Origin of the sequence: Altererythrobacter sp. GH1-8 (assembly GCF_043702085.1) — a bacterium.
Classification (GTDB): domain Bacteria; phylum Pseudomonadota; class Alphaproteobacteria; order Sphingomonadales; family Sphingomonadaceae; genus Erythrobacter.
The window spans coordinates 2,105,516-2,128,678 of sequence record NZ_CP171690.1 but is presented as its reverse complement, the minus strand read 5'-3'; the positions used below and the strand labels follow the sequence as shown (position 1 = coordinate 2,128,678).

Genomic DNA, 23,163 nt, shown 5'->3' with positions numbered 1-23,163 from the left:
CTTGACTTCAAGCCCTTAACAAAGGCTGAAATGGAAAGGTTATGGCACGCGCCCTCTATATCCACTGGCCGTTCTGTGCGAAGAAGTGCCCCTATTGCGACTTCAACAGTCATGTGCGCGAGAGCGTGGACTTTGGTCGCTGGCAGGACGCGCTTGTCGCGGACATGCGGCATGAGGCCGGGATTGGGGGAGGAGAGGCGCTCACCTCGATCTTCTTCGGCGGCGGGACGCCCTCGCTGATGCCCCCTGCTCTCGTAGGCGCTCTGCTTGAAGAAGCTGAGCGTTTATGGGGCTTTGCGAACGATATTGAGATAACTCTCGAGGCCAATCCGTCCTCGGTCGAAGCGGCCAACTTCGCTGACCTTGCACACGCGGGCGTCAACCGGGTTTCGCTTGGTATTCAGTCTCTTGAGGACGATACCTTGCGATTTCTCGGGCGGCTTCACGGGGTCGAGGAAGCGCTGCAAGCACTTGAAACCGCTCAGGAACACTTCACTCGCGTCAGTTTTGACCTGATCTATGCCCTACCCGGTCAGGCCCCGGAACATTGGTGCAAACAGTTGACGAGAGCACTCGGTTTCGGGACCTCGCATCTCTCGCTCTACCAGCTGACGATTGAGCCGGGCACGCGTTTCCAGACCGAAGTAAGGCTAGGAAATATAACGCCTTTGGAGGATGATCCGGCTGCAGAGCTGTTCGCGCTGACGCAGGAGTTGACAGAAAGCGCTGGCCTTCCCGCCTATGAAACGTCCAACCACGCAAGGCCGGGCGAGGAAAGCCGCCACAACCTAACCTATTGGCGTTACGAGGATTATTGCGGGATCGGCCCTGGCGCGCATGGGCGCCGCGCGGGCGCCGCCACAGAACGGCACAAGCGCCCCGAAGCCTTTCTCGAAGCGGTCCAGACGCACTCAGACGGCACCAAGTTTTCGCGAGACCTCACCCAGAGCGAGCAGGCATCCGAAGCGATCCTCATGGGTCTGCGGCTGACTGAGGGAATTGACTTCGCGGCGTTGGAACAGCGCCTCGGAATTCCGCGCGATCGCTTGCTCGTTCAGAGCAAGGTGGATTTGCATAAAGGCCTCGGCCTGATCTGGCAGAATGGGGAGCGCGTTGGCGTGACAACGAAGGGCCGGCCGGTGCTCGATGCTCTGCTGGCCGAGCTGGTCAGCGATGAGATGGTCACATCATGACGAAGGCCGACCTGCTCGAGGCATGGGGCCAGCATCTGACCCATTCGCGCCGCCGCTCGCCCCACACGGTGCGCGCCTATGTCGCGAGCGCCAATCGCTTGCTGGAAGCGCGCGGGCTGGAGGATTGGCCAGCCGTTGCCAGGCTCGATGCGCGGGACCTGCGCGCGCAGTTGGCGAAGCGGCGGGCAGAGGGCATCGGCAATGCCAGCGCGACGCGCGAGCTGTCCGCATTGAAGGCCTTTATTGCGTTCGCGCGCGAGCAGTCAGGCGAGATCGACCCATCAGCGCCAAGGGTGCGCGGCCCGCGCCTCAAGAAAGGGCTGCCCCGCCCGCTTACCCCTGACGAAGCAACGAATGTGGCGGAGCTGGTTAAAGGCTCGGCTGCTGAGGACTGGATCGGCGCGCGGGACCGTGCGGTGCTGCTGCTTCTCTACGGTTCAGGCCTGCGGATTGCCGAGGCGCTCTCGCTGAAAGGGCGCGATGCGCCGCTGGGCGAAGTGCTGCAAGTGACCGGCAAGGGGAACAAGCAGCGGCTCGTCCCGATTCTGCCGATCTGCGCGGAGGCCGTCGCCGCCTACACCGCGAAGTGCCCTTGGCCATTGCCCGCTGACGAAGCGCTGTTTCGCGGCGCGAAAGGCGGGCCGCTCAGTCAGAACGTGGTGCAGAAAGCGATGGCAAGGGCGAGGAAAATGCTCGGCCTGCCGGACACCGCGACCCCCCATGCATTGCGGCACAGCTTTGCAACGCATCTGCTGGGGGCTGGCGTTGACCTCAGGAGCTTGCAGGAACTGCTCGGCCACGCCTCGCTCGGCTCAACGCAGATCTACACCAAGGTCGATGCGGCAACGATGCTGGAAAACTACCGCGACGCGCATCCGCGTGCCACCAGAGACGCGAAGAAGAAGAAGAAGGGGTGAGACGAATGTTGCTACGCCGGATAAGCCAACATTTGAAAGAGCAGAACTGGTTTGCGGTCGGTATCGAGATCGTCATCGTGCTCGTCGGTGTTTTCCTCGGCATTCAGGCGGCAAACTGGAATAATGAGCGCGAGCAGCGACAGGATGAGCGGCAGATCCTGAAGCGGCTTTCCGACGAAACCGCTGTGCTGCTTGCCGCCGTGAAGGAAGAGAAGCGTATCTTCCAGAACCGCACCGATTTGCTGACGGCGGTCCAGCCCGTGATCTACTCGCTCGAGGTCGCAAGGCCGCTGTCCGACGCGGAGTGCGAGGCGGTTGCCCTGTCGCATATCTATCGGCTTGGTTCGGATGAACTGCCGGTCCTCAACGAACTCATCGGGACGGGCCGGTTTGACCGGTTGAGGAGCGATGAGCTCAAGCAGGAACTGCGCCAATACATCCTGTTCCGCGACGCGTTGCGCAGCAGTCATGCGGAACGCACCAATGAAATCTACCGGCTGTCCAACCGCCATCCCGACGCGATCAGCGTGACGTCGGTCCCTCGCGAAACGGATTATGCCGGCGATTGGACCTGGCTGAGCGGCGAGGGTTACCGCTGGAAGCCGAGCTGCGACGTGCAGCGCATGCGCAGCAACCAGTCATTCCTCAATGACTTTTTCGATAATTCGGGCCGCAGTGGCAGTGTGCTCATGTCCTATGCGGAGCGAGAGGCGATGCTGATTTCGCTGCAGGAGAAACTGGACGCATTGCTCAAGTCGTGAGGGGGTTGACCCGTTATGCTGAATTCATTTCAGCATCCATCAGTCCACCAGCACCTGAGCGTGTCGAGGAATGGGCCCTGAAACAATTCTGTCCTGAGTTCATTGAAGGGTTCAGGGTGACGAGCGGCGACGCGCATCTGAGAGCGAAGAAGAGGTGATTCACCCAAAAAGCGGACAGTCTGCTAACGACCCAATTGCGGACGTTTGCTGTGTCCGCCTATATTACGAGAATGTTGAGACATTCCATTCGTCGACTCATTTCACTTGGCGTGACAGGTGCGATGTTGGCGGCATGCACATCTGCCCAATCGGATGCTAGGTTAGCCGACTGCCCGGTAGATGTTGATCTGGCTAACTTGGTTGCTGCATCAGACCATATTCTAATTGCTCGCATGGACTTCACATCGACGCTCTTGGTCGAGGAAGCCAGCAGCGCAAGTCCACAATACGTAGAAATACCTCTGTTAGTGGAAGCATGGATCAAAGGTGGAAATGATGATCACGTTTCACTCCGACATTTTCCCTCCGATGCTCCTCACAAGCCGACTATGGAGTTGATGGCAAATCTTGCGGGAAAGCCAGCCATTCTATTTCTCACTCAAGTCGATGAAGGCCCCATCGGTCTATATTTTGCAGGCTATTCGCCTGACGCTTTGCGTTCTTCGGATGAAGACACAATCGATGCAATTCGCCACGAGGTTGCTCGCCAATCCAGCATTACCAATGGTTGGCAAACTGACACTTCGCTTCCTCACTTTGAGGAAGTTTCTGATCTGATCGCACAACTTGGAGTAGTGAGCGGTGTCCAGCAGCAGCGGGTCTTCGATTCACTCATAGATCTGGGCGCAGATGCTGTGCCTGCAATGGTATCGCAAATGGAGGACCACCGACCTTTGCGGACTCCTTCAATATCGTTGGAAAATCGTTCACCTGCCGCTTTCGAGGCCACGCGGCACTATCAACCTAACCTAGTAGTGGATGGTCTTGACGCAGTGCTCAATAAGATAACCGGATTTGGAGGATCGATCGTCAACGGTGGTTCAGATCGAACGAGAGAAGCCGCGGTCGCTGGCTGGCAAATGTATGCCCTAGACATGGGCTGCGCGGCACTAAAATCCGAAGGGAAGTGAATGTCAGCTTTCCACCCCAGAAGCAGTGTCTAGCGCAACAATCACGCCTTCCCAAAAGCGGACTAACCCAACCGCGCCTCAATCGCGTCCCAGATCATCCCCGGCGTATCGGTGCCGTTGAACTTGTCGATCGCCATGATTCCCGTAGGTGAGGTTACATTGATCTCGGTAAGGTACTTGCCCCCAATCACGTCGATCCCGACAAACACCAGCCCGAGCCGCTTCAGCTCCGGCCCCATCGCCTCGCAAATCTCGCGCTCGCGCTCCGTCAGCTCGGTTGCTTCCGCGCTCCCGCCCATCGCGAGGTTGCTACGAAACTCGCCCTTGCCCGGAATGCGGTTGATCGCGCCTGCGACCACGCCATCGACCAGCACGATGCGCTTGTCGCCCTCGGCCACTTCGGGAAGGAAGGGCTGGAGCATGTGCGGCTCTGGCCAGGTCTGGTTGAACACTTCGAACAGCGCGGTCAGGTTCTCGCCATTTTCCGGAATGCGGAAGATCGCCTTGCCGCCATTGCCGTGGATGGGCTTCATCACCAGCGCGCCATGCTCTTCCATGAAGGCGCGCGCTTCATCGACCGAGCGCGTGACCAGCGTCGGCGGCATGAACTGGCGGTAATTGAGCACCATCACCTTTTCCGGCGCGTTGCGCACGCTGACCGGATCGTTGACCACCAGCGTCTCGCCCCGGATGCGCTCAAGCAGATGCGTCGCGGTGATATAGCCCATGTGGAAGGGCGGATCCTGCCGCATCAGGACGACGTCGATATCCTTGCCGAGATCAAGCCTAACGGGATCGCCCTTGGTCACATGGTCGCCTTGGACGCGCTGAACCGTGACCGGATAGCATTTCGCGAACAACCGGTCGTTCTCGTCGAGGCTGAGGCTTTCGACATGGTATTCGTAGCAAATGTGCCCGCGCTTCTGCGCCGCTTCGATCAGCGCGAACGAGCTGTCGCCCGCGATATTGACGGTTTCGATCGGGTCCATCTGGACGGCTACTCTGAGGGACACGCTCTAAATCTCCGGTCGTCATTGCGAGACCAAACTCGCTTTGGGCGAAGCAATCCAGAGCCTCGCGCTCACCATTTCTGGATTGCTTCGTCGCTACGCTCCTCGCAATGACGAAGCAAGGAATTGCTCAAGGCATCCATGCATTGACGATGTGGCGTGGCAAGCTCGCAGGTGCAAGCAGGATCACATCAATTCGTATGTCTTCACCGCCGTTCGCATATTCATGCGCGACGCATTCGACAGCGGCTGCGACGCGCGACAGACGGTATTCGTCAATGGCGGTATCGAGATCGGCTTTCTTCGCGCGCCACTTGACTTCGATGAAGGCGACAACGCCTGCGCGCCTGGCAATGAGGTCGATCTCCCCACGCGGAGTCTTCACCCGGCGTGCGAGGATCCGCCAGCCTTTGAGCGTCAGCCACGCGGCGGCGCGATCTTCGCCCTGCCGCCCTCGCCGCTCGGCCTGTTGCCTTCTCACTGGTCCTTGAGTTCCATCGCGCGGGCATAAAGCTGCTTGCGGTCCAGCCCGGTGGCCTTGGCTACATGGGCCGCCGCTTGCGAGGTCTTCATCGTCGCAAGCGCTTCGCGCAGCATCCCATCCGCATCCTCCGCGCTCGCCTCGACATGCGCCGGCGGGCCGACCAGCAGTACGATCTCTCCCTTGGGAGGATGCGCTGTGTAATGTGCGGCGAGATCACCAGCGCTGCCAGTGCGGCATTCCTCGTGCAGCTTGGTCAGCTCGCGCGCGACCGCGACTTCGCGTCCGGGCAATACTTCTCCAATTGCAGTGAGTGATTTCACCAGACGCGGCCCGCTTTCGTAAAACACCAATGTCGCCTGCACGCCCGCAAGCTCTGCCAATGCCTCTCCCCGCGCCTTCTCCTTCACCGGCAGGAAGCCCGCAAACAGAAACCGGTCATTGGGAAGGCCCGAGAGCGTAAGACCAGCAATCGCCGCGCAAGCGCCGGGAATGGTCGTGACTGAAACCCCCGCCTCGCGCGCCAGCCTTACAAGATCGTAACCCGGGTCCGAGACCAGCGGCGTCCCCGCATCGCTGACCAGCGTAATCGCTTCGCTGCGCATCTGCGCGATCAGCCGGTCGCGTACGCTGTCCAAGGCATGATCGTCATAACGCTGTAACGGCTTTGAGATACCCAAATGCTTCAACAGCTTGCCGGTCACGCGGGTGTCTTCGCACGCGACGCGGTCGCAGCGCTTCAACACGTCGATTGCACGGAGCGTTATATCGCCAAGATTGCCAATCGGGGTCGCGACTATATAGAGGCCTGCTGGGAGGGACTCGTTCGTCGCGGGTTCGGGAGAGGTGCTGCTCACTGGCGGCACTATTGAGCGAGTAAGGTAGGGTCGGCAAGTATGAAGCGGTTTCTTTTCAATAGTCGCAGCTGGATTGTGGCAGGGCTCGCAGTGGTGCTTGCCGGCTGTCAGGTCGTGCCGAAGACCGGACCTGAAGCTCCTGCTCCCGTGGAAGAGCCGACAGCGGAGCCAACCGCAGACGCTCTGCCGACGGATGAAACGCGCCACCGCATCGCGCTGCTGGTGCCGCTGTCGGGCAGTAATGCCGATGTCGGCCAGTCAATCGCCAATGCGACCACAATGGCGCTGCTTGATACCAGTGCTGACAATCTGCGGATCACGACCTATGACACATCGCGCGGTGCGCGCGACGCTGCGCGCAAGGCGGTTGCGGATGGCAACAAGCTGATCCTTGGCCCGCTGCTGGCGGAAAATGTCGCCGCAGTGCTGGCCGAAGCGCGCGCCGCAGACGTGCCGCTGATCTCGTTCTCGAACGACACCAGCGTGGCTGCGGCAGGCGCTTTCGTGATGGGGCATGTCCCCGAACAATCGATCGAGCGCTCTATTGCATACGCGAGAGGCAAGGGCGCGACCCGGTTTGCAGCGCTGCTTCCTAACGGAAATTATGGCGACCGCGCGGGAAGCGCGCTCGACAATGCGCTGCGTGATTACGGCGGCTCACTCGTCGCCACGCAGCGCTATGATCGCGGGAACACCGCCATTGGCAGCGCGGCGAAGCGTCTGTCAGAAACAGGCGGCTTTGACACTGTCCTGATTGCGGATGGCTCGCGGCTTGCGGTTCAGGCGGCGCTCGCACTGAAGGGTGACAATGCGCAGGACTTGCGACTGGTCGGTACGGAGTTGTGGAGCGGGGTCAACGCGCTCAACCTGTCGGAATCCATGAACGGCGCTCTGTTCTCGGCCGTGTCCGACGCGCGTTACAAACGCTTTGCGGACAGCTACGAAAGCCGGTTTGGCAGCGCCCCTTATCGCATCAGCACGCTTGGGTATGACGCGGTCCTGCTGACCTTGCGAATTGCCCGCGACTGGCGTGTCGGGCGCAATTTCCCCACCGAACAGTTGCGCGACCCGGGGGGATTCCTCGGACTGGACGGTCCGTTTCGGTTCCGCCGGAACGGTGTGGTCGACCGCGCGATGGAGGTGCGGCAGGTGCAGAATAACGGCGTCGTAGTCGTGGATGCCGCGCCCACCCGCTTCGGCGACTGAGGAACGCTTCCGGCCAAGCCCGCCCAACACAGATGGGGATAGCGCAATCCCTGTCTTGTAAGCGGTTGCCTTGAAGCGATATTGCATTCCCATGTCCGACGATCTGTTTGATGGAACCCCCGCATCCAGCGGCGATTACGATAGCTCCTCTATCGAGGTTCTGGAGGGGCTTGAGCCTGTCCGCCGCCGCCCCGGCATGTATATCGGCGGCACGGACGACCGCGCGCTGCATCATCTCGCCGCTGAAGTGCTCGACAACGCCATGGACGAAGCGGTCGCAGGCCATGCGACCCGGATCGAGGTAAAGCTGGAGGAAGGCAATCGCCTGTCGATCAGCGACAATGGCCGCGGCATCCCGGTTGATGAACATCCGAAGTTTCCGGGTAAGTCCACACTGGAAGTGATCCTTTCGACCCTGCACTCGGGCGGCAAGTTTTCCGGCAAGGCCTATGCGACGTCGGGCGGCCTGCACGGCGTCGGCGTCTCCGTCGTCAATGCGCTTTCCAGCCACACCCGCGTCGAAGTCGCGCGCGACCGCCAGCTCTACGCGCAAGAGTTTGCGCGTGGCCAGACGCTGGGCAAGCTGGAAGAGCTTGGCCCAACGCCCAACCGGCGCGGCACAACGGTCACCTTCACGCCAGACGAGGAAATCTTCGGCGACCGCCAGTTCAAGCCGCATCGTCTGTTCAAGCTCGCCCGCTCCAAGGCATACCTGTTCGCAGGCGTCGAAATCCGCTGGAAATGTGCGGACAGCCTCACAAGCGAAGACGTGCCCGCAGAGGCCGTATTCAAGTTTCCGGGCGGCCTTGCTGACCATCTGGCCGAGCAAATCGGGACACGCGAATGCGTAACTACGCAACCCTTTACCGGGCGCGCCGATTTCCCCGAGGAAAAGGGCCGGGTCGAATGGGCGGTTGCCTGGCCGCTCTACTCGGACGGCTCAACCAGCTGGTACTGCAACACTGTCCCGACGCCCGATGGCGGGACGCATGAGCAAGGCCTGCGCGCCGCGCTGACCAAGGCGCTGCGGGCCTTTGGAGAACTGACCGGCGCGAAGAAAGCCAAGGACATCTCCGCCGACGATGTCATGAGCGGGGCAGAAATCATGCTCTCGGTCTTTATCCGCGACCCGCAATTCCAGTCGCAGACCAAGGACCGGCTGACCTCGCCCGAGGCGACCCGGCTGGTCGAGAACGCGGTGCGCGATTCCTTCGACTTGTTTCTCACCGACAATATGGAGCGCGGTAAGGCGCTGCTTGGCCAGGTGATGGAGCGCATGGACGAGCGCCTGCGCCGCAAGCAGGAGCGCGAGATCAAGCGCAAGAGCGCAACCAATGCGAAGAAGTTGCGCCTGCCCGGCAAGCTCACGGATTGCTCGGGAGACGGCGAAGGCGAGACCGAATTGTTCATCGTGGAGGGGGACTCCGCAGGCGGCTCGGCCAAGCAGGCGCGCAACCGCAAGACGCAGGCGATCCTGCCGATCCGCGGCAAGATCCTGAACGTAGCCAGTGCGACCGCCGACAAGATCCGCGCGAACTCTGAAATTGCCGACCTCTCGCTCGCGATGGGCTGCGGGACGCGCAAGGACTGCGACCCCAGCAATCTGCGCTATGACCGCATCATCATCATGACCGATGCCGACGTAGACGGCGCGCATATCGCGACGCTGCTGATGACATTCTTCTTTCAGGAAATGGCAGAAGTGGTCCGCCAGGGGCATCTCTATCTTGCCCAGCCTCCGCTGTACAAACTGACGGCCGGCAAGGAGAGCCGCTATGCGCGTGACGATGCCCACCGCGCAGAGCTGGAAGAAACGGTATTCAAGGGCAAGAAGGTCGAAGTCTCCCGGTTCAAGGGCCTGGGCGAAATGAACCCGCAACAGCTGCGCGAGACGACCATGAACCCGGAAAGCCGCAGCCTCATTCGGATTACTCTGCCACAGGAATTCGAAGACCGCGCGGCGGTCAAGCGGCTGGTGGACGAGCTGATGGGCCGCAACCCGGAGCACCGCTTCAACTTCATCCAGAACCACGCGAGCGACATCGACCGCGATCTGATCGATGCTTGATTTGAGGAGTTCAATGTGACCCAGACTCTCGGTCGTCTTGTCCGCGTGGAACTGCGCGACATCTGGAAGTCCGAAGCAACTGATTTTACGCCTTGGCTTGCTCGAGATGAGAACCTCAATGTGCTGGCAGAAACGCTTGCGCTAAATCTGGAAGTCGAAGCAACTGAGCGCCCGGTGGGACCATTCCGAGCTGATATTCTATGTAAGGATTTGGCTAACGACAGCTGGGTTCTGATCGAGAACCAGCTCGAAAAGACCGATCATACTCATCTCGGACAGTTGCTGACCTATGCTTCTGGACTAGAAGCGGTGACTATTGTCTGGATTGCGGCGAGCTTCACAGAAGAGCACCGCTCCACGCTCGACTGGCTGAACCGGATCACTGATACCAGCTTTCGATTTTTCGGTTTGGAGGTTGAGTTATGGAAGATCGGAGAATCACCAGCAGCGCCTAAGTTCAACATCGTGTCGAAGCCCAATGATTGGTCTAAGGCTGTCCACAAGGCAGCCCAGGCAATCGATGACTCGGAGTTGTCGGAGACAAAGCTGCTTCAGAGAGATTACTGGGATGCATTTCACACGGTGTTGGAGGCACAACGGGGTCCAATCTCGGGACAAAGGACGCCTCAAGCACAAAACTGGATGAACTACCCTGTGGGGCGGACCGGATTCGTGTTGGCGACCGTCATGCAAATCTGGGAAAAATACATCAGAGCGGAACTTTATATCACAGGTGCTAAGGCGAAGGACCGCTTTGCCCAGCTCGAAGAGATGAAGTCGGAGATCGAGGCTGAGTTGGGCTACAAACTGTTTTGGGATTTACTACCTGCTGGACAGGATTGCAGAATTACCGTCACCCTAGACGCCTCTCCCGAAGATCGAGATGATTGGACAAGACAGCATCAATGGCTCGCTCAAAAGCTCAACGAATTGCACTCTGCTTTTTCCGAGCGTGTCAGGCGTTTGGCATAGATATCCGAGCAATTGATGCCTGATCCGCAGGAAGACCCAAATAGGGATAATGACGGCGATGTCATGGCAGGCGATCGGCGGATTGCGCGGCCTGACACGGCGCTACCTGACTGGCACAATCCCGATGCGAGCTATCGGCCCATACCGATAGTCTGGTTCACCGCTGCATTCCTGGTGCAATCGGTTGTGCTGTTCGGAATTGTGATGGTGTTCATGGGCATGAGCGGAATTGTAACGATTGCGCTGAGCATTCTTACAACCTGGATTATCGGCAAAAAGACTTGGGATCGAGGCATGAAGGGGGCAAGCGAACGCTGGAAGGGCGCCACAATTACAGTGCTTTTTGCGCAGCTAACGTCAGTTATTCTTGTTTCAATCGATCGACTATGAAGCTGCGCAACCTTCTTGCTGCTGCCCTGTCCGCAGCGCTCCTCGCCGGATGCGCGCTGCAACCGCCAGACCCTGCGCCGCTGGTGGAGGGCTGCGCCAATGTGCCGGTCAGCGCACCGGCGGACGAGGCCAAACTGCAATTTTTCTTCCACTCCACCGCTATCCCCGATTGCCGGGATGGTGGGTTGAAACTCGCGCCGTACCGTCACCCCGACGAAACCTATGGAAGCGGCACATATGAGCTGATCGAAGGCGATGCGCAGCCGCCCAGCCTTGCCAAGCATTCGGATGAAGACTGGTTCGTGGCCATCGAGAACGCGGTCAATGCCGCTCCGGATCGCCGATTGATTGTCTTCATCCACGGCTATGCCACCAGCTTTGAAGAAGCGCACAAGGATGCCGCTGAAGTGCGTGCACTGGCAGGCGAGGACATTCCGCTGGTGGTCATGCATTGGCCATCTCGCAACAAGGCGCAGGACTATCTGCTGGATCAAGCCAGCATCGGCTGGGCGCAGGACAACATCGTCGAAGCCCTGGGCGTCCTGACGATCCTTGCAGACGACATAACGCTGGTGACTCACTCGATGGGCGCGCAAGCGGGCATAGCTTCCGTAATAGCTCTCGACGAATTGTCAGCCGCGCGGGCTGGAGTGATCAAGCGCATTGTGCTCGCTTCTCCAGACTTTGACCGTGATCAGGCCCTTAGGATCGGCGGCGCGGTGGATCAAATGCTGGGCCGGGAACGGCAACTGCTGATCTATGCTTCACAGGAAGACAAGGCGCTGCGAGCGTCGCGCACCGTGAATGGCTATGCCCGGCTCGGCACGACGAGCTGCGAGTTCGACCTGGTTTATGCCCGCCGAGCGCTCGGAAAGGATGGCAATTGCCACCTGACCGCGCCGCGTCAGGGGCTTGCCATGGTCGAGACAGGACCATCGCAAGCGGATGGTTACCTGCGACACAATGATTTCCTCGACAGCTGCCACGTCCGGGCAGACCTCCGCGCCTTCCTGCGCGATGAACCCGCCCCGCCCTACCGCGTGCAGATCGGCGATGAGGAGAACGAAGGCTACGTCATCGACCCACGCGTCGATTTCGAGGGCGCACCTTGCGAGCCGGTGAAACGGGACTGAGCATTTGCTTCAGACGTGCGTGGTTTACGCGACAGCACCCTTGCCTCTTGCGACGGCTCGCCCTAACGCTCACGTCAAGTTGCAAGTTACTACTCAAGGGAACCGCATGACCGAGACCACGCGCTTTGAAGGCACCAGCTCTTACATCGCGACCGAAGACCTGAAAGTTGCGGTCAATGCAGCGGTGCTGCTGCGGCGTCCGCTCCTCGTGAAGGGCGAGCCCGGGACCGGCAAGACCGTGCTTGCGCATGAGATCGCCAAGGCTGTGGGCGCGCCGCTGATCGAATGGAACATCAAGTCGACCACCAAGGCGCAGCAAGGCCTGTACGAATATGACGCGGTCGCGCGCCTGCGCGACGGCCAGCTGGGTGATGAGCGGGTCCACGACATCTCGAACTACATCAAGAAGGGCAAGCTGTGGGAGGCATTCACTTCGCCGCAGCTCCCGGTTCTCTTGATCGATGAAATCGACAAGGCTGATATCGAATTCCCGAACGACCTGCTGCAGGAACTCGACCGGATGAGCTTCGATGTTTACGAAACGCATGAGCGGATCGAAGCCAAAGAGCGGCCAATCGTCGTCATCACCTCGAACAACGAGAAGGAACTGCCCGATGCGTTCCTCCGCCGCTGTTTCTTTCACTATATCAAGTTCCCGGACCGCGACACGATGCGCGAGATCATCGAAGTGCATTATCCCGGCATCCAGAAGAACCTCGTCACCAAGGCGATGGAAATCTTCTATGAGCTGCGTGACGTGCCGGGCCTGAAGAAGAAGCCTTCGACCAGCGAGCTGCTCGACTGGCTCAAGCTGCTGCTGAATGAGGACATGCCGGTAGAGGTGCTGCAGGATGCAAACCCCAATTCCGCCATCCCGCCGCTGCATGGCGCGCTTCTCAAGAACGAGCAGGATGTGATGATGTTCGAACGGCTCGCCTTCATGGCGCGCCGCAATCCGAGCTAATTGCTTCCGCTTGGCTCAGTCGAACGCATAAGCGAGCTCGAAATCGCCCCAACGCCGGCCGCTGATAACGAGCGGGACGTAGACATTGCGGACAACCTGATAGCCTCCTGCGCTCGCTTCGGAACGATAGACCGCCATCATGTAATCTGCCTTGCTGCGCTTCGCCATGCGGTCGACGCCGGCGAGATACTTGATGCCGTTGCGGCAATACGCATTGTCATGCTCGAAATCGCCCGTTGGCTGGCGCGAAAAAGCCGAGGAATGGGTCGGCAACCAACCATTCATATCGGTACAGACACCGCCAATAATCTCATGCGACATCTGCTCCATCCGGTCAAACTGCGGACGAATATTCGCATCGGCCCACTCTGAGAAACGCGTGCGGTAAAGCTGCGGATTGGTCCCTTCGACCGGAATGTAATTCTGGTCGAAGATATCGTCTTGCGAGAGCGCTCCGTCTGCGATCGCCTGTTCAATACTGTGCTTGAGCGATTGCGCCTCGTCCTTGGCCAGTTCAACCATCGCTTCATCGCGCGGCGAGAGGCCTGCATGGACCATGCGGTCGAACATCTCGCTCGCCGTAAGCTCCAGCTCCTCCATCCGTTGATGCGCGGTTGCAAGCTTCGCCTCGTTGTCCTTGGCCGCACCGTCGAAACTGCTCATCACCTGCTGGACTTGAGCCACATGACCGCTGATCGTGCCGGTTGCCTGCGCGATCTGTTCGTTCTGCTTGTCCACTTCCTCGACCAGTTCGCCCACTTCGCTGATCGCGCGCTCAATCTCGCCAACGCTGGATTTGGCCGAAGCGCTGGCACGCGAACCTGCTTCGATCTGGCCGATCACCTGCGCGGCTTCTTCGCCGAGCGTGTTCACTGTCGCGGAAATTTCCTCAGTTGCCTTGCGGGTATCGTTCGCGAGGCTTTTGACTTCGTTTGCGACCACCGCAAATGTCCGGCCCGCCTCGCCTGCTCGCATGGCTTCGATGGTGGCGTTAAGAGCCAGAATATTAGTGGTTTCAGCAATCTGGTCGATATCCTGTGCGCTGCGCCGGACCTGGTCCATCGCTGCTGCAAACCCCGTCACATGTTGAGCCATCGCGTCAACCAGCGTGAGCAGCGAATTGATCTCAAGCAGCGAGTTCTGGATCAGAGTGGTGCCCTGCCCCAGGCGCTCAATCGCCTTCTCAGAGAGCATCCGGGCTTCATCGCTCGCATCGGCGACCTTGGCCTGGTCCGCCTCCAGCGCCCTTACAGTGCCCGACAACGCATCATGCTCGGCGCGCAGTCTTTCGGAAGAAGCAATGACGGATTGCACGATCCCGGCCACGTCGGTGCAGCCAACGGTCACTTCGCCGCATTTCTCCGGGATCATGTCCAGGGCGCTGGCTTGGTTTGTTTCGACATGGCTCGGCTTCATGCCGCGCGATCCCCCGGTTTTGTAAGCGCTATCGGGGTAAGCCAATGTGGTTAGCAAAGACTTAAGTACACATGGCGAATACACATGGCGAATACATCGCGAATTCACATGGCGACTTGACGTCGCGTCAGGCTGGCGCGGAACCGTCATGCGCGCTATGCCATGAGTCATGTTCTTCAACTTCGTCGATGAATTGCGCGCGGCTGGTATTGGCGCCTCCTTCAAGGAGCACCTCACTCTGCTCGAGGCGCTTGACAAGGATGTGATCGAGCAAACGCCCGAAGCGTTCTACTATCTCAGCCGCGCAACCTTCGTGAAGGACGAAGGTATGCTCGACCGGTTCGACCAGGTGTTCCAGAAGGTTTTCAAGGGTATCCTCACCGATTACGGCCAGAACCCGGTCGAAATTCCGGAAGACTGGCTGAAGGCTGTCGCGGAAAAATTCCTGACGCCTGAAGAGATGGAAGCGATCAAGTCTCTCGGCGATTGGGACGAGATCATGGATACGCTCAAGAAGCGGCTGGAAGAACAGGAAACGCGCCACGAAGGCGGCAATAAATGGATCGGCACAGGCGGAACCTCACCTTTCGGCCATTCCGGATACAATCCTGAAGGGGTGCGGATTGGCGGGGAAAGCAAGCACAAGCGTGCGATCAAGGTCTGGGAAAAGCGCGAGTTCAGGAACCTCGACAGCACCAAGGAACTCGGCACCCGCAATATCAAGATGGCCTTGCGCCGGTTGCGGCGTTTTGCCCGTGAAGGAAATCCCGACCAACTCGATCTCGATGCAACTATCGAAGGCACCGCCAAGCAAGGCTGGCTCGACATCCATATGCGCCCCGAACGGCGCAATGCCGTAAAGCTGCTGCTGTTTCTCGATGTCGGCGGTTCGATGGACCCTTTCATCAAGCTTTGCGAAGAACTGTTCAGTGCCGCCACTACAGAATTCAAAAACCTGGAGTTTTTCTACTTCCACAACTGTCTGTACGAAGGCGTTTGGAAGGACAACAAGCGCCGCTGGCAGGAGCGCACCAAGACTTGGGATGTGCTCCATAAATACGGGCATGACTACAAGGTGATCTTTGTCGGTGATGCGGCAATGAGCCCTTACGAGATCACCCACCCCGGCGGCAGTGTCGAGCATATGAACGAGGAAGCGGGCGGCATCTGGATGCAGCGCGTCACCAACACCTATCCGGCGACTGTGTGGCTTAATCCGGTACCGGAAAAGCAGTGGTCCTATTCGCAGTCGACCAAGATCATGAAACAGCTGGTGAACGACCGCATGTACCCGCTAACGCTCGACGGGCTTGACGATGCGATGCGCGAACTGAGCCGGAAACAGGGGCACTAGACATCTCAGGGCTTCCCCCATGCATTGCGCTTAATGATCCCCGCCCGATAGCGGCGGAAGCGCCTTACACGTTCGAAATGCCGCATGAGGCAGAGCTGGCAGCGCTTAAACCCGGCGATGGTGTAAAGGCGATCTTTCGCCAGACGACAGGCGAGACCAAGTACGATGCGGAGCGGATGTGGGTCCTGATCGAACGCATCGAGGACGGCATGGTCTTCGGCACGCTCGATAGCGATCCTGCGGACATGCCGCTGATCGAAGCGGGAATGCCGGTCGCGGTGCCGTTGACGCATGTGATCTCAACCGCGTTTTCAAAAGGCAACCCGCGCCCCGAAACCCCACCTCGCCGCGAATACTGGGATCGCTGCTTTGTCGACACCTGCGTGCTCGAAGGCCGCAGCCATGTCGACTATCTCTACCGTGAGCCGCCGGACATGACCCGCGAGGGTGATGAGTTTCCCGATAGCGGCTGGCGATTGCGCGGGCTTCCCGAACTCGTCGAGCAGGACGAAGAGCTTGAAACCCCGTTTCAATACATTGCCTTGGGTACCGTCCTTAACAAGGATGATCGCTGGCTGCATTTGATCGATGAAGAACCCGGCGTCGCTTTCCAATGGGACCCTGAAACGCAGGATTACATCCGTTTCAAACGGCCTGACCTGCTCGAAACGAACGACGATTAGGGCAGCCTGCTACCAGGGCAGTTCCTCGCCTTGGAGATTGTAGAACTTGCCGCTGTCCTCCAGCCCAAGCCCTGCGATGACCTTGCGCTGATTGGTCACGCTTTCCTCCACAGTCCAGATCGCTTTGGGCCCGCCCATATCGGTCTGAGTCCAGCCGGGTGAGAGTGCAACCACAGTCACCCCTTCCTTCTCCAGATCAACCGCCAGCCCCTTGGCGAGCATGTTGAGCGCGGCCTTGCTCGTCCGGTAGGAATGCGTGGTTCCAATCGTGTTGCGGCCAATCGATGCGAGGTCGGAGCTCATCATGATGATCACCTTCCGATCGCTCGCCGCGACATTGTCTTTGAGCGCTTCTGTCGCCCGCATTGCGCCGAGCAAATTGATCTCGAGGATATCACGCCAGATGTCGTAATCGATGCTCCCGAGAGCCTGAAAATTAGCTTCGACGTTCCACGTGCCCGGCCCCTGGTAACCCGCATTGTTGATCAGGACATCGATCGGAGTGCCGTCCAGCCTCCCGACCAGCGCGCAAGCGGATTCGCCGCTGGTGACGTCGAACTCTTCGATCCGCAGATTATCGCCATATTTGTCCGCCAGATCCGCAAGCTCCGCAGCGCTCTCAGGATGACGGCAAGTCGCAATTACTGTGTCGCCAGTAGCAAGCGCCTGACGCGTATGCTCCAGGCCGATCCCGCGATTGGCTCCGGTAATCAGAATTGTCGCCATGTCGCTTGTCCCTTTCCTCAGTACAGCAGGTGGTCTCTCACCGTTGCAATCCAGCTCGCTTCGTCATTGCTCGCTAGCGCATCGAGATCACCCGGCAAGGCCGCCGGATCATCGACCCATTCGCGCAATGCCGGACCGCCATTGATGACATCGATGGCGAGGACATCATTGGTGTATTCGTATTTGAAGTCCTTGCCCCGCCACAATTCGTAGTTCGGATAAAGCACGCGGATCGCTTTGAAGGCGAGCGCCTGCAAACGCCAGGGGCGGAACAGGTCGTGCGTGTAATGCGGTCCCTCGGCATGGATCATAAGCGCATTGCAGAGTTGGCCAACATGCTTGTGGAAGGTCGGCTCGAACCAGCAATCGCGGATGGCGCAACCTGTCATCCATTCCGGCTCCAGCTTGTGCATCGTGGCAAGCACCGCTTTCGCATCCACATCTGGCGCACCGAACAGCACTTCGAGCGGTCGGGTGGTTCCCCTGCCTTCGCTCAAGGTTGCACCTTCCAGCATGACCGTCCCGGCGTAGGTCCTCGCCATGTTGAGGTTGGCAGCATTGGGTGACGGGTTGATCCATATCCGGTCGGTCGGCCAGCCATAGCCGGGACCAGCCTCGGGCAGCCAGTGGTGCATGTCGATAACGCGGTAATCGACATCGAGATCGAAGTGCTCGATAAACCAATGGCCCATTTCGCCCATGGTCAGGCCATGCCGCATCGGCATGGGGGCCGCGCCAACAAAGCTTTCGTGACCGGGAATCAGCAGCGTCCCTTCAACAGGGCGGCCTGCCGGGTTCGGGCGATCGAGCACCCAAACGGTTTTGCGCGCCTTGGCCGCCTCTTCCAGCAGGTAAAGGAGCGTGGTCACGAAGGTGTAGATGCGGCAGCCGAGATCCTGCAAATCAAACAGGAACACGTCAGCAGATGACATCATCTGGCCGGTCGGACGGCGGACCTCGCCATAGAGACTGAAGATCGGAATGCCGTAATGCGGATCGATCTCGTCCGCGGTTTCGACCATATTGTCCTGCTTATCGCCCTTCAGGCCATGCTGCGGCCCGAAAGCGGCGGTCACGTTCACTCCTACCGCGATCAGTGCGTCGAGCGAATGGGTAAGGTCAGCAGTAACGCTCGCCGGGTGCGCGACCAGCGCGATCCGCTTGCCTTCGAGCGGCTTGCGAAGCTCCGGCTCGCTCAAAAGGCGGTCGATCCCGAATTTCATCGCCATCAGCCTTTCTCCACGCGCAATTGACGGCAGGTCTCGCTGTGAAATTCCGGCTTGCCTTCGGGAAAGGCGAGTGCCCAGAACTGGATATTGCCTTGCTCATCTTCGACAATCGCATTGAGGGCGACGTCGGATGGCACTGGCAATTCCGAAGCAATGTCTGCTTCAAGCACCAGTTGACCCGCATCGCGTGTGCAGGTGATCGCAACGCTCTCGGCCGGTGCATCGCGCATACTCTCGCGGAAGTCGTCAAAATCATACGCGGCCCAGCGCGTCGAAGGCGAAAGATTGAATTCGCGGTAATAGCTGCCGCCATCGGGCTGCCAGAAAATCTCGAAGCAGGTCGTCTTCCACAGATTGTCCGTGCGTTCCGGATCATCTCGTTTGGGCACTTTGATAGCCGAGATATCGCCTTCAAGCTTGAATGTCGCGCGGCAACCAGTGAAAGTGGCCTCTAGCGCAGCGCTGGCCGAATGGATCGGCCCATCGGCGCAATCGGGATGCAGGATCAGGTTTTCCATAGCTCAACTGCCTAAGATTGTGCGAAGGCCCAAGCAAGAGGCTTACGCACAGCTTCAAGCGCTGCTAGAGGCTGCGACCGAAATGAGCACTTACAAATCAGAACTTCTGCGCCTTTTGGAAGAGCGCGGCCATATTCATCAGGTCACCGATCCGGAGTCGCTGGATGCGCTTGCCAGCAAGCAGGTCATCACCGGATATGTCGGGTTTGATCCGACTGCGCCTTCGCTACATATTGGCAATCTTGCCTCTATCATGCTGTTGAAGCGGCTGCAGGACGCAGGCCACCGTCCGATTGTGATCATGGGCGGCGGGACGGCCAAGGTCGGCGACCCTTCCGGGCGCGATGAGACTCGGCAATTGCTGACTGACGAGAAGCTTGCCAACAACATCGCTGGTATCCAGGGCACTTTCGAACGGATCCTGCGCTTCGATGACAGCGAAACAGGCGCGCTTCTCATCAACAATGACGACTGGCTCTCTAAGCTCGGCTATGTCGAGCTGCTGCGCGACGTAGGACCGCATTTCACCATAAACCGCATGCTGACGTTCGATTCGGTCAAACTGCGGCTCGACCGCGAGCAGCCACTGACCTTCCTCGAATTCAACTACATGATAATGCAAGCGTATGATTATCTCAAGCTTGCACGAGATTACGACTGCCGCTTGCAGATGGGCGGCAGCGACCAATGGGGCAATATCGTCAACGGGATTGAGCTGGCCCGGCGGATTGACGGGAGCGAGGTCTATGGTCTGACTGCCCCGCTCATCACGCGCTCCGACGGACAGAAGATGGGCAAGTCAGTATCCGGCGCAATCTGGCTCAACGAAGCGCAGCTGCCGGCGTACGATTTCTGGCAATATTGGCGCAACACGGACGACCGCGATGTCGGCCGTTTCCTGCGGCTGTTCACAGACGTGCCGCTTGACGAGATCGCACGGCTCGAAGCGCTCGAAGGGGCAGAAATCAACGAAGCCAAGGTCGTGCTTGCCAATGCCGTGACCGCGATGGTCCGCGGAGCAGATGCCGCCAGGGCGGCCGAGGCAACCGCGCGCGAGACATTTGCCGGCAGCGGTGCGGGTGAAGACCTCCCCACGCTGGCGGTTGGCGAAGAAGGCATCCGCGTGGGTGCTGCGCTGACTGAGCTCGGCTTCACCACGTCAAACGGCGAAGCCAAGCGCAAGATCGCCGAAGGCGCTGTCAGGCTTGATGACACTACGGTCACCGATCCCGGTTTTCTGATCCTGCCCGAGCACGGCTCGCAAATGAGGCTTAGCCTGGGCAAGAAAAAGCACGGCCTCATTACGCGCTGAGAAGGCTCGACGCACAACCCGCACAGCCGGGCGCAAACCGCTCCGGCGTTTTTCTCAATTCGGCTTTACCAATTGTCAGCCTTTCTGGTGCATTAGGCATTCAGTGAAAGGAATAATGGAGGGTCGTTGACTGTGTCAGCCGGAGCAAATCTTAGCGTAACGGACCTGCGCCGTGCCGCACGTCATCCCGTCGACTTTCCTGCGATTGTCGAACATTTTCGCCATGGCGATATGAACCTGCATATCGCCAACATCTCAGCGCACGGCTTCATGGTCGACAATGGTGAAGGGCTGCAGCGCGGTGACCGCGTGATCATTCGCTTGCCTGTTGTTGGCCGGATCGAAGCCTATGTGATCTGGGCGCATGACGATCGTGCCGGCTTCCAGTTTGAGCGGATCATCCGTCTCGACGATTTCATGGCGATTATTGATACACTCCAGCCCAATCCGCGCCTGCGCCGTCCGCGATAAAAGGCCGCACACAAAGATGAAGAGACAGGGCGCTTTCGAGCGCCCTTTTTTGTTCAGCTGGCGGAGGGTGCCTGAACTGATTGCTTGGCAGACCGCTTGCTCGCTGCCATGGCGTTCGGAGTGACAAGCTCCGCCAAAACCGCTGCTCCAGAAGCATCGCACCCCTTCCAGATCGCGAATTTCCGCGCCTACTGGATGAGCCGCCTGACCACCAATCTTGCGCAATACGCGATGATGCTCATCATCGGCTGGCAGACCTACAACATCGCACGCGACGCCGGGATGAGTGTGGCAGAGGCCTCCGGCCAGCTCGCGCTGATTGGCTTGCTCCAGTTCGTTCCGCTGTTTGTGCTGACACCGTTCTCAGGGCTGGCGGCTGACCGCTTTGACCGCCGCAACCTTGGCCGTCTGACGATCCTGCTACAATTGGTTTGTGCCGCCGTTCTGGCATGGTTTACCTGGACGGGCGGGATAAGCCTGCTGGTTCTGTTCAGCGTTGCCGTGGTCCTCGGCATTGCCAGAACCTTTACCGGGCCAGCAATGTCAGCGCTCGCGCCGAACCTTGTTCCGAAGAAAGTCCTGCCCAACGCCATCGCTCTATCCTCGATCTCGTGGCAGGTCGGAATGATCGCAGGCCCTGCCATGGGCGGCTATCTCTACGCGATAGAGCCTGCCCTGCCCTATGCCGTTGCAAGCGCCCTGTTTCTGCTGGGCTTCGTTGCCTTGAGCTTTATCGGCAGGGTCCCGCAGCCGCCGATGCGCAAGGATGTTCGCCCGATTGGCCGGATTGTCGACGGGCTGCGCTATGTCGTTCAAAACAAGATGGTACTGGGCTCAATCACGCTTGACCTGTTCGCGGTGTTTCTTGCAGGTGCCACGGCGCTGTTCCCGGTCTTCGCGCGCGACATCCTCGAGGTCGGCGAGCAAGGCCTCGCACAGCTGGCGATGGCCCCGGCAGTCGGCGCGGCATTGACCGCCGCATGGTTCTCGTTCCGACCGCTCAAGAACAATGTCGGCCCGAAAATGTTGTTTGCGGTGTTTGTCTTCGGTGTGGCCACAGTCATTTTCGGACTCTCGAAATCCATGCCCTTGAGCCTCGCCATGCTGTTCATTGTCGGCGCGGCAGACATGTTCAGCGTCTACATTCGGCAATCCTTGATCCAGCTTCATACTCCTGATGACAAACGCGGGCGCGTTTCCTCTGTCAGCCAGCTGACCATCAGCGCATCCAATGAAGGCGGTGACTTCTTTTCAGGCAGCCTCGCTTTTGCGATTGGCCCTGTCGCGGCGGTCGTCGCCGGAGGCGTGGGTGCGATCGTCACCGTAGCGTTGTGGAGTCGGGTTTTTCCGGTTCTGAGGACGACCAAAACTTTCGATCCGCCTGATCAGTTGCTAGAAGACAATCGACACAAGCATTGAGGAGCCTGACATGAAAGCCGCATCCATCCTCGAAACCATCGGCAATACCCCCCACATCCGCTTGTCGCGCATGTTTTCGGACCATGAGGTCTGGATCAAGAGCGAGCGCGCCAATCCCGGCGGGTCGATCAAGGACCGTATCGGCCTTGCCATGATCGAGGATGCGGAACGCTCCGGCGCGCTCAAGCCCGGCGGGACAATCATCGAACCGACATCCGGCAACACCGGCATCGGCCTGGCGATGGTGGCCGCGGTCAAGGGCTACAAGCTCGTGCTTGTCATGCCCGAATCGATGTCTTTGGAACGTCGCCGCCTGATGCTCGCCTATGGTGCCAGTTTTGACCTGACGCCCAAGGAAAAGGGCATGAAGGGCGCGATCGAGCGCGCGCAGGAGCTGGTCGAATCGACCGAGGGTGCATGGATGCCCAGCCAGTTTGACAACGAGGCGAACTACAAGGTCCACATCGCCACGACGGCGAAAGAAATCCTTGCCGATTTTGCCAGCATTCCGATCGACGTGATGATAACCGGCGTTGGCACGGGCGGACACCTCACCGGCTGCGCGGAAGCGCTCAAGGCAGAATGGCCCGCGATGAAGGCCTATGCGGTTGAGCCGACGCTCTCGCCTGTCATCAGCGGCGGCCAGCCCGGCCCTCACCCAATCCAGGGCATTGGCGCGGGCTTCATTCCCGGAAACTTGCACACCCAGTCGATTGATGGCGCGATCGCTGTCGATCCAGAGGACGCGAAGGAAATGGCCCGCCGCGCCGCGCGCGAGGAAGGGATGCTGGTAGGTATTTCATCGGGTGCGACACTCGCTGCCATCGCGCAAAAATTACCCGATCTGGCGGCCGGAACGCGCGTGCTCGGCTTCAATTACGACACTGGAGAGCGTTACCTCTCAGTTCCGGACTTCTTGCCGGTTGAATAACGCGACAATCCAGCGGAGCCCC

General features: G+C 59.3%; 23 protein-coding genes. 16 read left to right on the top strand and 7 right to left on the bottom strand.

The annotated features are described in order from the left end of the window. Nucleotides 1–41 precede the first annotated feature (41 nt). The 4 genes from hemW to ACG9DO_RS10340 all read left to right on the top strand — a co-directional run bounded on the left by hemW (nt 42) and on the right by ACG9DO_RS10340 (nt 4,001). Complete coding sequence (gene hemW / locus ACG9DO_RS10355; protein WP_394727605.1) at nt 42–1,193, top strand: radical SAM family heme chaperone HemW; 1,152 nt, start codon at nt 42–44, stop codon at nt 1,191–1,193. Further along, nucleotides 1,190–2,110, top strand: coding sequence for a tyrosine recombinase XerC (locus ACG9DO_RS10350; RefSeq protein ID WP_394727603.1), 921 nt, complete (start codon nt 1,190–1,192; stop codon nt 2,108–2,110). The genes hemW and ACG9DO_RS10350 overlap by 4 nt, the downstream gene beginning before the upstream one ends. 5 nt (nt 2,111–2,115) lie before the next feature. Then, a complete protein-coding gene (locus tag ACG9DO_RS10345; RefSeq protein ID WP_394727601.1) occupies nt 2,116–2,871 on the top strand; it encodes a hypothetical protein in 756 nt (251 codons plus the stop codon). Between the two features lie 230 nt (nt 2,872–3,101). Continuing rightward, nucleotides 3,102–4,001, top strand: a complete 900-nt coding sequence (locus ACG9DO_RS10340; protein ID WP_394727599.1) for a hypothetical protein — start codon at nt 3,102–3,104, stop codon at nt 3,999–4,001. Nucleotides 4,002–4,063: 62 nt separating this feature from the next. Here ACG9DO_RS10340 and gshB read toward each other — a convergent pair whose 3' ends face one another. From gshB to rsmI, 3 genes are all read right to left on the bottom strand, one after another. Then, entirely contained in the window at nt 4,064–5,014 is a 951-nt protein-coding gene (gene gshB, locus ACG9DO_RS10335; protein ID WP_394727597.1) for a glutathione synthase, read from the bottom strand. Between the two features lie 127 nt (nt 5,015–5,141). Further along, nucleotides 5,142–5,492: a YraN family protein gene (locus ACG9DO_RS10330; protein ID WP_394727595.1), complete on the bottom strand. Its 351-nt coding sequence runs from the start codon at nt 5,490–5,492 to the stop codon at nt 5,142–5,144. Next, nucleotides 5,489–6,349, bottom strand: coding sequence for a 16S rRNA (cytidine(1402)-2'-O)-methyltransferase (rsmI, locus tag ACG9DO_RS10325; RefSeq protein WP_394727593.1), 861 nt, complete (start codon nt 6,347–6,349; stop codon nt 5,489–5,491). Before rsmI ends, ACG9DO_RS10330 begins: the two co-directional genes overlap by 4 nt. A gap of 39 nt (nt 6,350–6,388) precedes the next feature. Between rsmI and ACG9DO_RS10320 the strand changes: the two genes are divergently transcribed. The 6 genes from ACG9DO_RS10320 (at nt 6,389) to ACG9DO_RS10295 (ending at nt 13,082) form a co-directional block, all read left to right on the top strand. Then, nucleotides 6,389–7,555 carry a penicillin-binding protein activator gene (locus ACG9DO_RS10320; RefSeq protein WP_394727591.1) on the top strand — a complete coding sequence of 389 codons (1,167 nt, stop codon included), beginning with the start codon at nt 6,389–6,391 and terminating at the stop codon, nt 7,553–7,555. A gap of 91 nt (nt 7,556–7,646) precedes the next feature. Then, nucleotides 7,647–9,623 (top strand): DNA topoisomerase IV subunit B, encoded by a 1,977-nt coding sequence (gene parE / locus ACG9DO_RS10315; RefSeq protein ID WP_394727589.1) that lies wholly within the window; start codon nt 7,647–7,649, stop codon nt 9,621–9,623. A 15-nt stretch (nt 9,624–9,638) separates the two neighbouring features. Next, nucleotides 9,639–10,595, top strand: coding sequence for a DUF4268 domain-containing protein (locus ACG9DO_RS10310; protein WP_394727587.1), 957 nt, complete (start codon nt 9,639–9,641; stop codon nt 10,593–10,595). 15 nt (nt 10,596–10,610) lie between these two features. Further along, nucleotides 10,611–10,985 carry a hypothetical protein gene (locus ACG9DO_RS10305; protein WP_394727585.1) on the top strand — a complete coding sequence of 125 codons (375 nt, stop codon included), beginning with the start codon at nt 10,611–10,613 and terminating at the stop codon, nt 10,983–10,985. Next, nucleotides 10,982–12,118 carry an alpha/beta fold hydrolase gene (locus tag ACG9DO_RS10300; protein WP_394727583.1) on the top strand — a complete coding sequence of 379 codons (1,137 nt, stop codon included), beginning with the start codon at nt 10,982–10,984 and terminating at the stop codon, nt 12,116–12,118. Before ACG9DO_RS10305 ends, ACG9DO_RS10300 begins: the two co-directional genes overlap by 4 nt. A 106-nt stretch (nt 12,119–12,224) precedes the next feature. Further along, on the top strand, nt 12,225–13,082 hold the full coding sequence (locus ACG9DO_RS10295) for an AAA family ATPase (RefSeq protein WP_394727581.1): 858 nt from the start codon (nt 12,225–12,227) through the stop codon (nt 13,080–13,082). Between the two features lie 15 nt (nt 13,083–13,097). Here ACG9DO_RS10295 and ACG9DO_RS10290 read toward each other — a convergent pair whose 3' ends face one another. Continuing rightward, nucleotides 13,098–14,498 (bottom strand): methyl-accepting chemotaxis protein, encoded by a 1,401-nt coding sequence (locus ACG9DO_RS10290; protein ID WP_394727578.1) that lies wholly within the window; start codon nt 14,496–14,498, stop codon nt 13,098–13,100. 169 nt (nt 14,499–14,667) lie between these two features. On the opposite strand from ACG9DO_RS10290, the gene ACG9DO_RS10285 reads away from it, so the two are divergent. Together ACG9DO_RS10285 and ACG9DO_RS10280 are read left to right on the top strand one after the other, a co-directional pair. Continuing rightward, nucleotides 14,668–15,852 carry a VWA domain-containing protein gene (locus ACG9DO_RS10285; protein WP_394727576.1) on the top strand — a complete coding sequence of 395 codons (1,185 nt, stop codon included), beginning with the start codon at nt 14,668–14,670 and terminating at the stop codon, nt 15,850–15,852. Between the two features lie 77 nt (nt 15,853–15,929). Next, the gene (locus ACG9DO_RS10280) at nt 15,930–16,535 is read left to right on the top strand and encodes a DUF2185 domain-containing protein (protein WP_394727574.1); all 606 of its coding nucleotides are present in this window, start codon (nt 15,930–15,932) and stop codon (nt 16,533–16,535) included. Nucleotides 16,536–16,544: 9 nt separating this feature from the next. On the opposite strand, the gene ACG9DO_RS10275 is transcribed toward ACG9DO_RS10280, so the two are convergent. From ACG9DO_RS10275 to ACG9DO_RS10265, 3 genes are read right to left on the bottom strand one after another with little or no spacing between them, the layout of a single operon-like run. After that, nucleotides 16,545–17,261, bottom strand: coding sequence for an SDR family oxidoreductase (locus tag ACG9DO_RS10275; protein ID WP_394727572.1), 717 nt, complete (start codon nt 17,259–17,261; stop codon nt 16,545–16,547). 17 nt (nt 17,262–17,278) lie between these two features. Next, nucleotides 17,279–18,484: an exo-beta-N-acetylmuramidase NamZ domain-containing protein gene (locus ACG9DO_RS10270; RefSeq protein ID WP_394731255.1), complete on the bottom strand. Its 1,206-nt coding sequence runs from the start codon at nt 18,482–18,484 to the stop codon at nt 17,279–17,281. A 5-nt stretch (nt 18,485–18,489) separates the two neighbouring features. Beyond that, nucleotides 18,490–19,008, bottom strand: a complete 519-nt coding sequence (locus ACG9DO_RS10265) for a hypothetical protein (protein ID WP_394727570.1) — start codon at nt 19,006–19,008, stop codon at nt 18,490–18,492. An 82-nt stretch (nt 19,009–19,090) separates the two neighbouring features. Here ACG9DO_RS10265 and tyrS point away from each other — a divergent pair, with 82 nt between their 5' ends. The 4 genes from tyrS to cysK all read left to right on the top strand — a co-directional run bounded on the left by tyrS (nt 19,091) and on the right by cysK (nt 23,141). After that, the gene (gene tyrS / locus ACG9DO_RS10260) at nt 19,091–20,320 is read left to right on the top strand and encodes a tyrosine--tRNA ligase (protein WP_394727568.1); all 1,230 of its coding nucleotides are present in this window, start codon (nt 19,091–19,093) and stop codon (nt 20,318–20,320) included. Nucleotides 20,321–20,452: 132 nt separating this feature from the next. Continuing rightward, entirely contained in the window at nt 20,453–20,791 is a 339-nt protein-coding gene (locus ACG9DO_RS10255) for a PilZ domain-containing protein (RefSeq protein ID WP_394731254.1), read from the top strand. A 108-nt stretch (nt 20,792–20,899) separates the two neighbouring features. After that, the gene (locus tag ACG9DO_RS10250; protein ID WP_394731253.1) at nt 20,900–22,210 is read left to right on the top strand and encodes an MFS transporter; all 1,311 of its coding nucleotides are present in this window, start codon (nt 20,900–20,902) and stop codon (nt 22,208–22,210) included. 10 nt (nt 22,211–22,220) lie between these two features. Further along, nucleotides 22,221–23,141: a cysteine synthase A gene (cysK, locus tag ACG9DO_RS10245; protein ID WP_394727566.1), complete on the top strand. Its 921-nt coding sequence runs from the start codon at nt 22,221–22,223 to the stop codon at nt 23,139–23,141. Nucleotides 23,142–23,163: the final 22 nt, after the last annotated feature.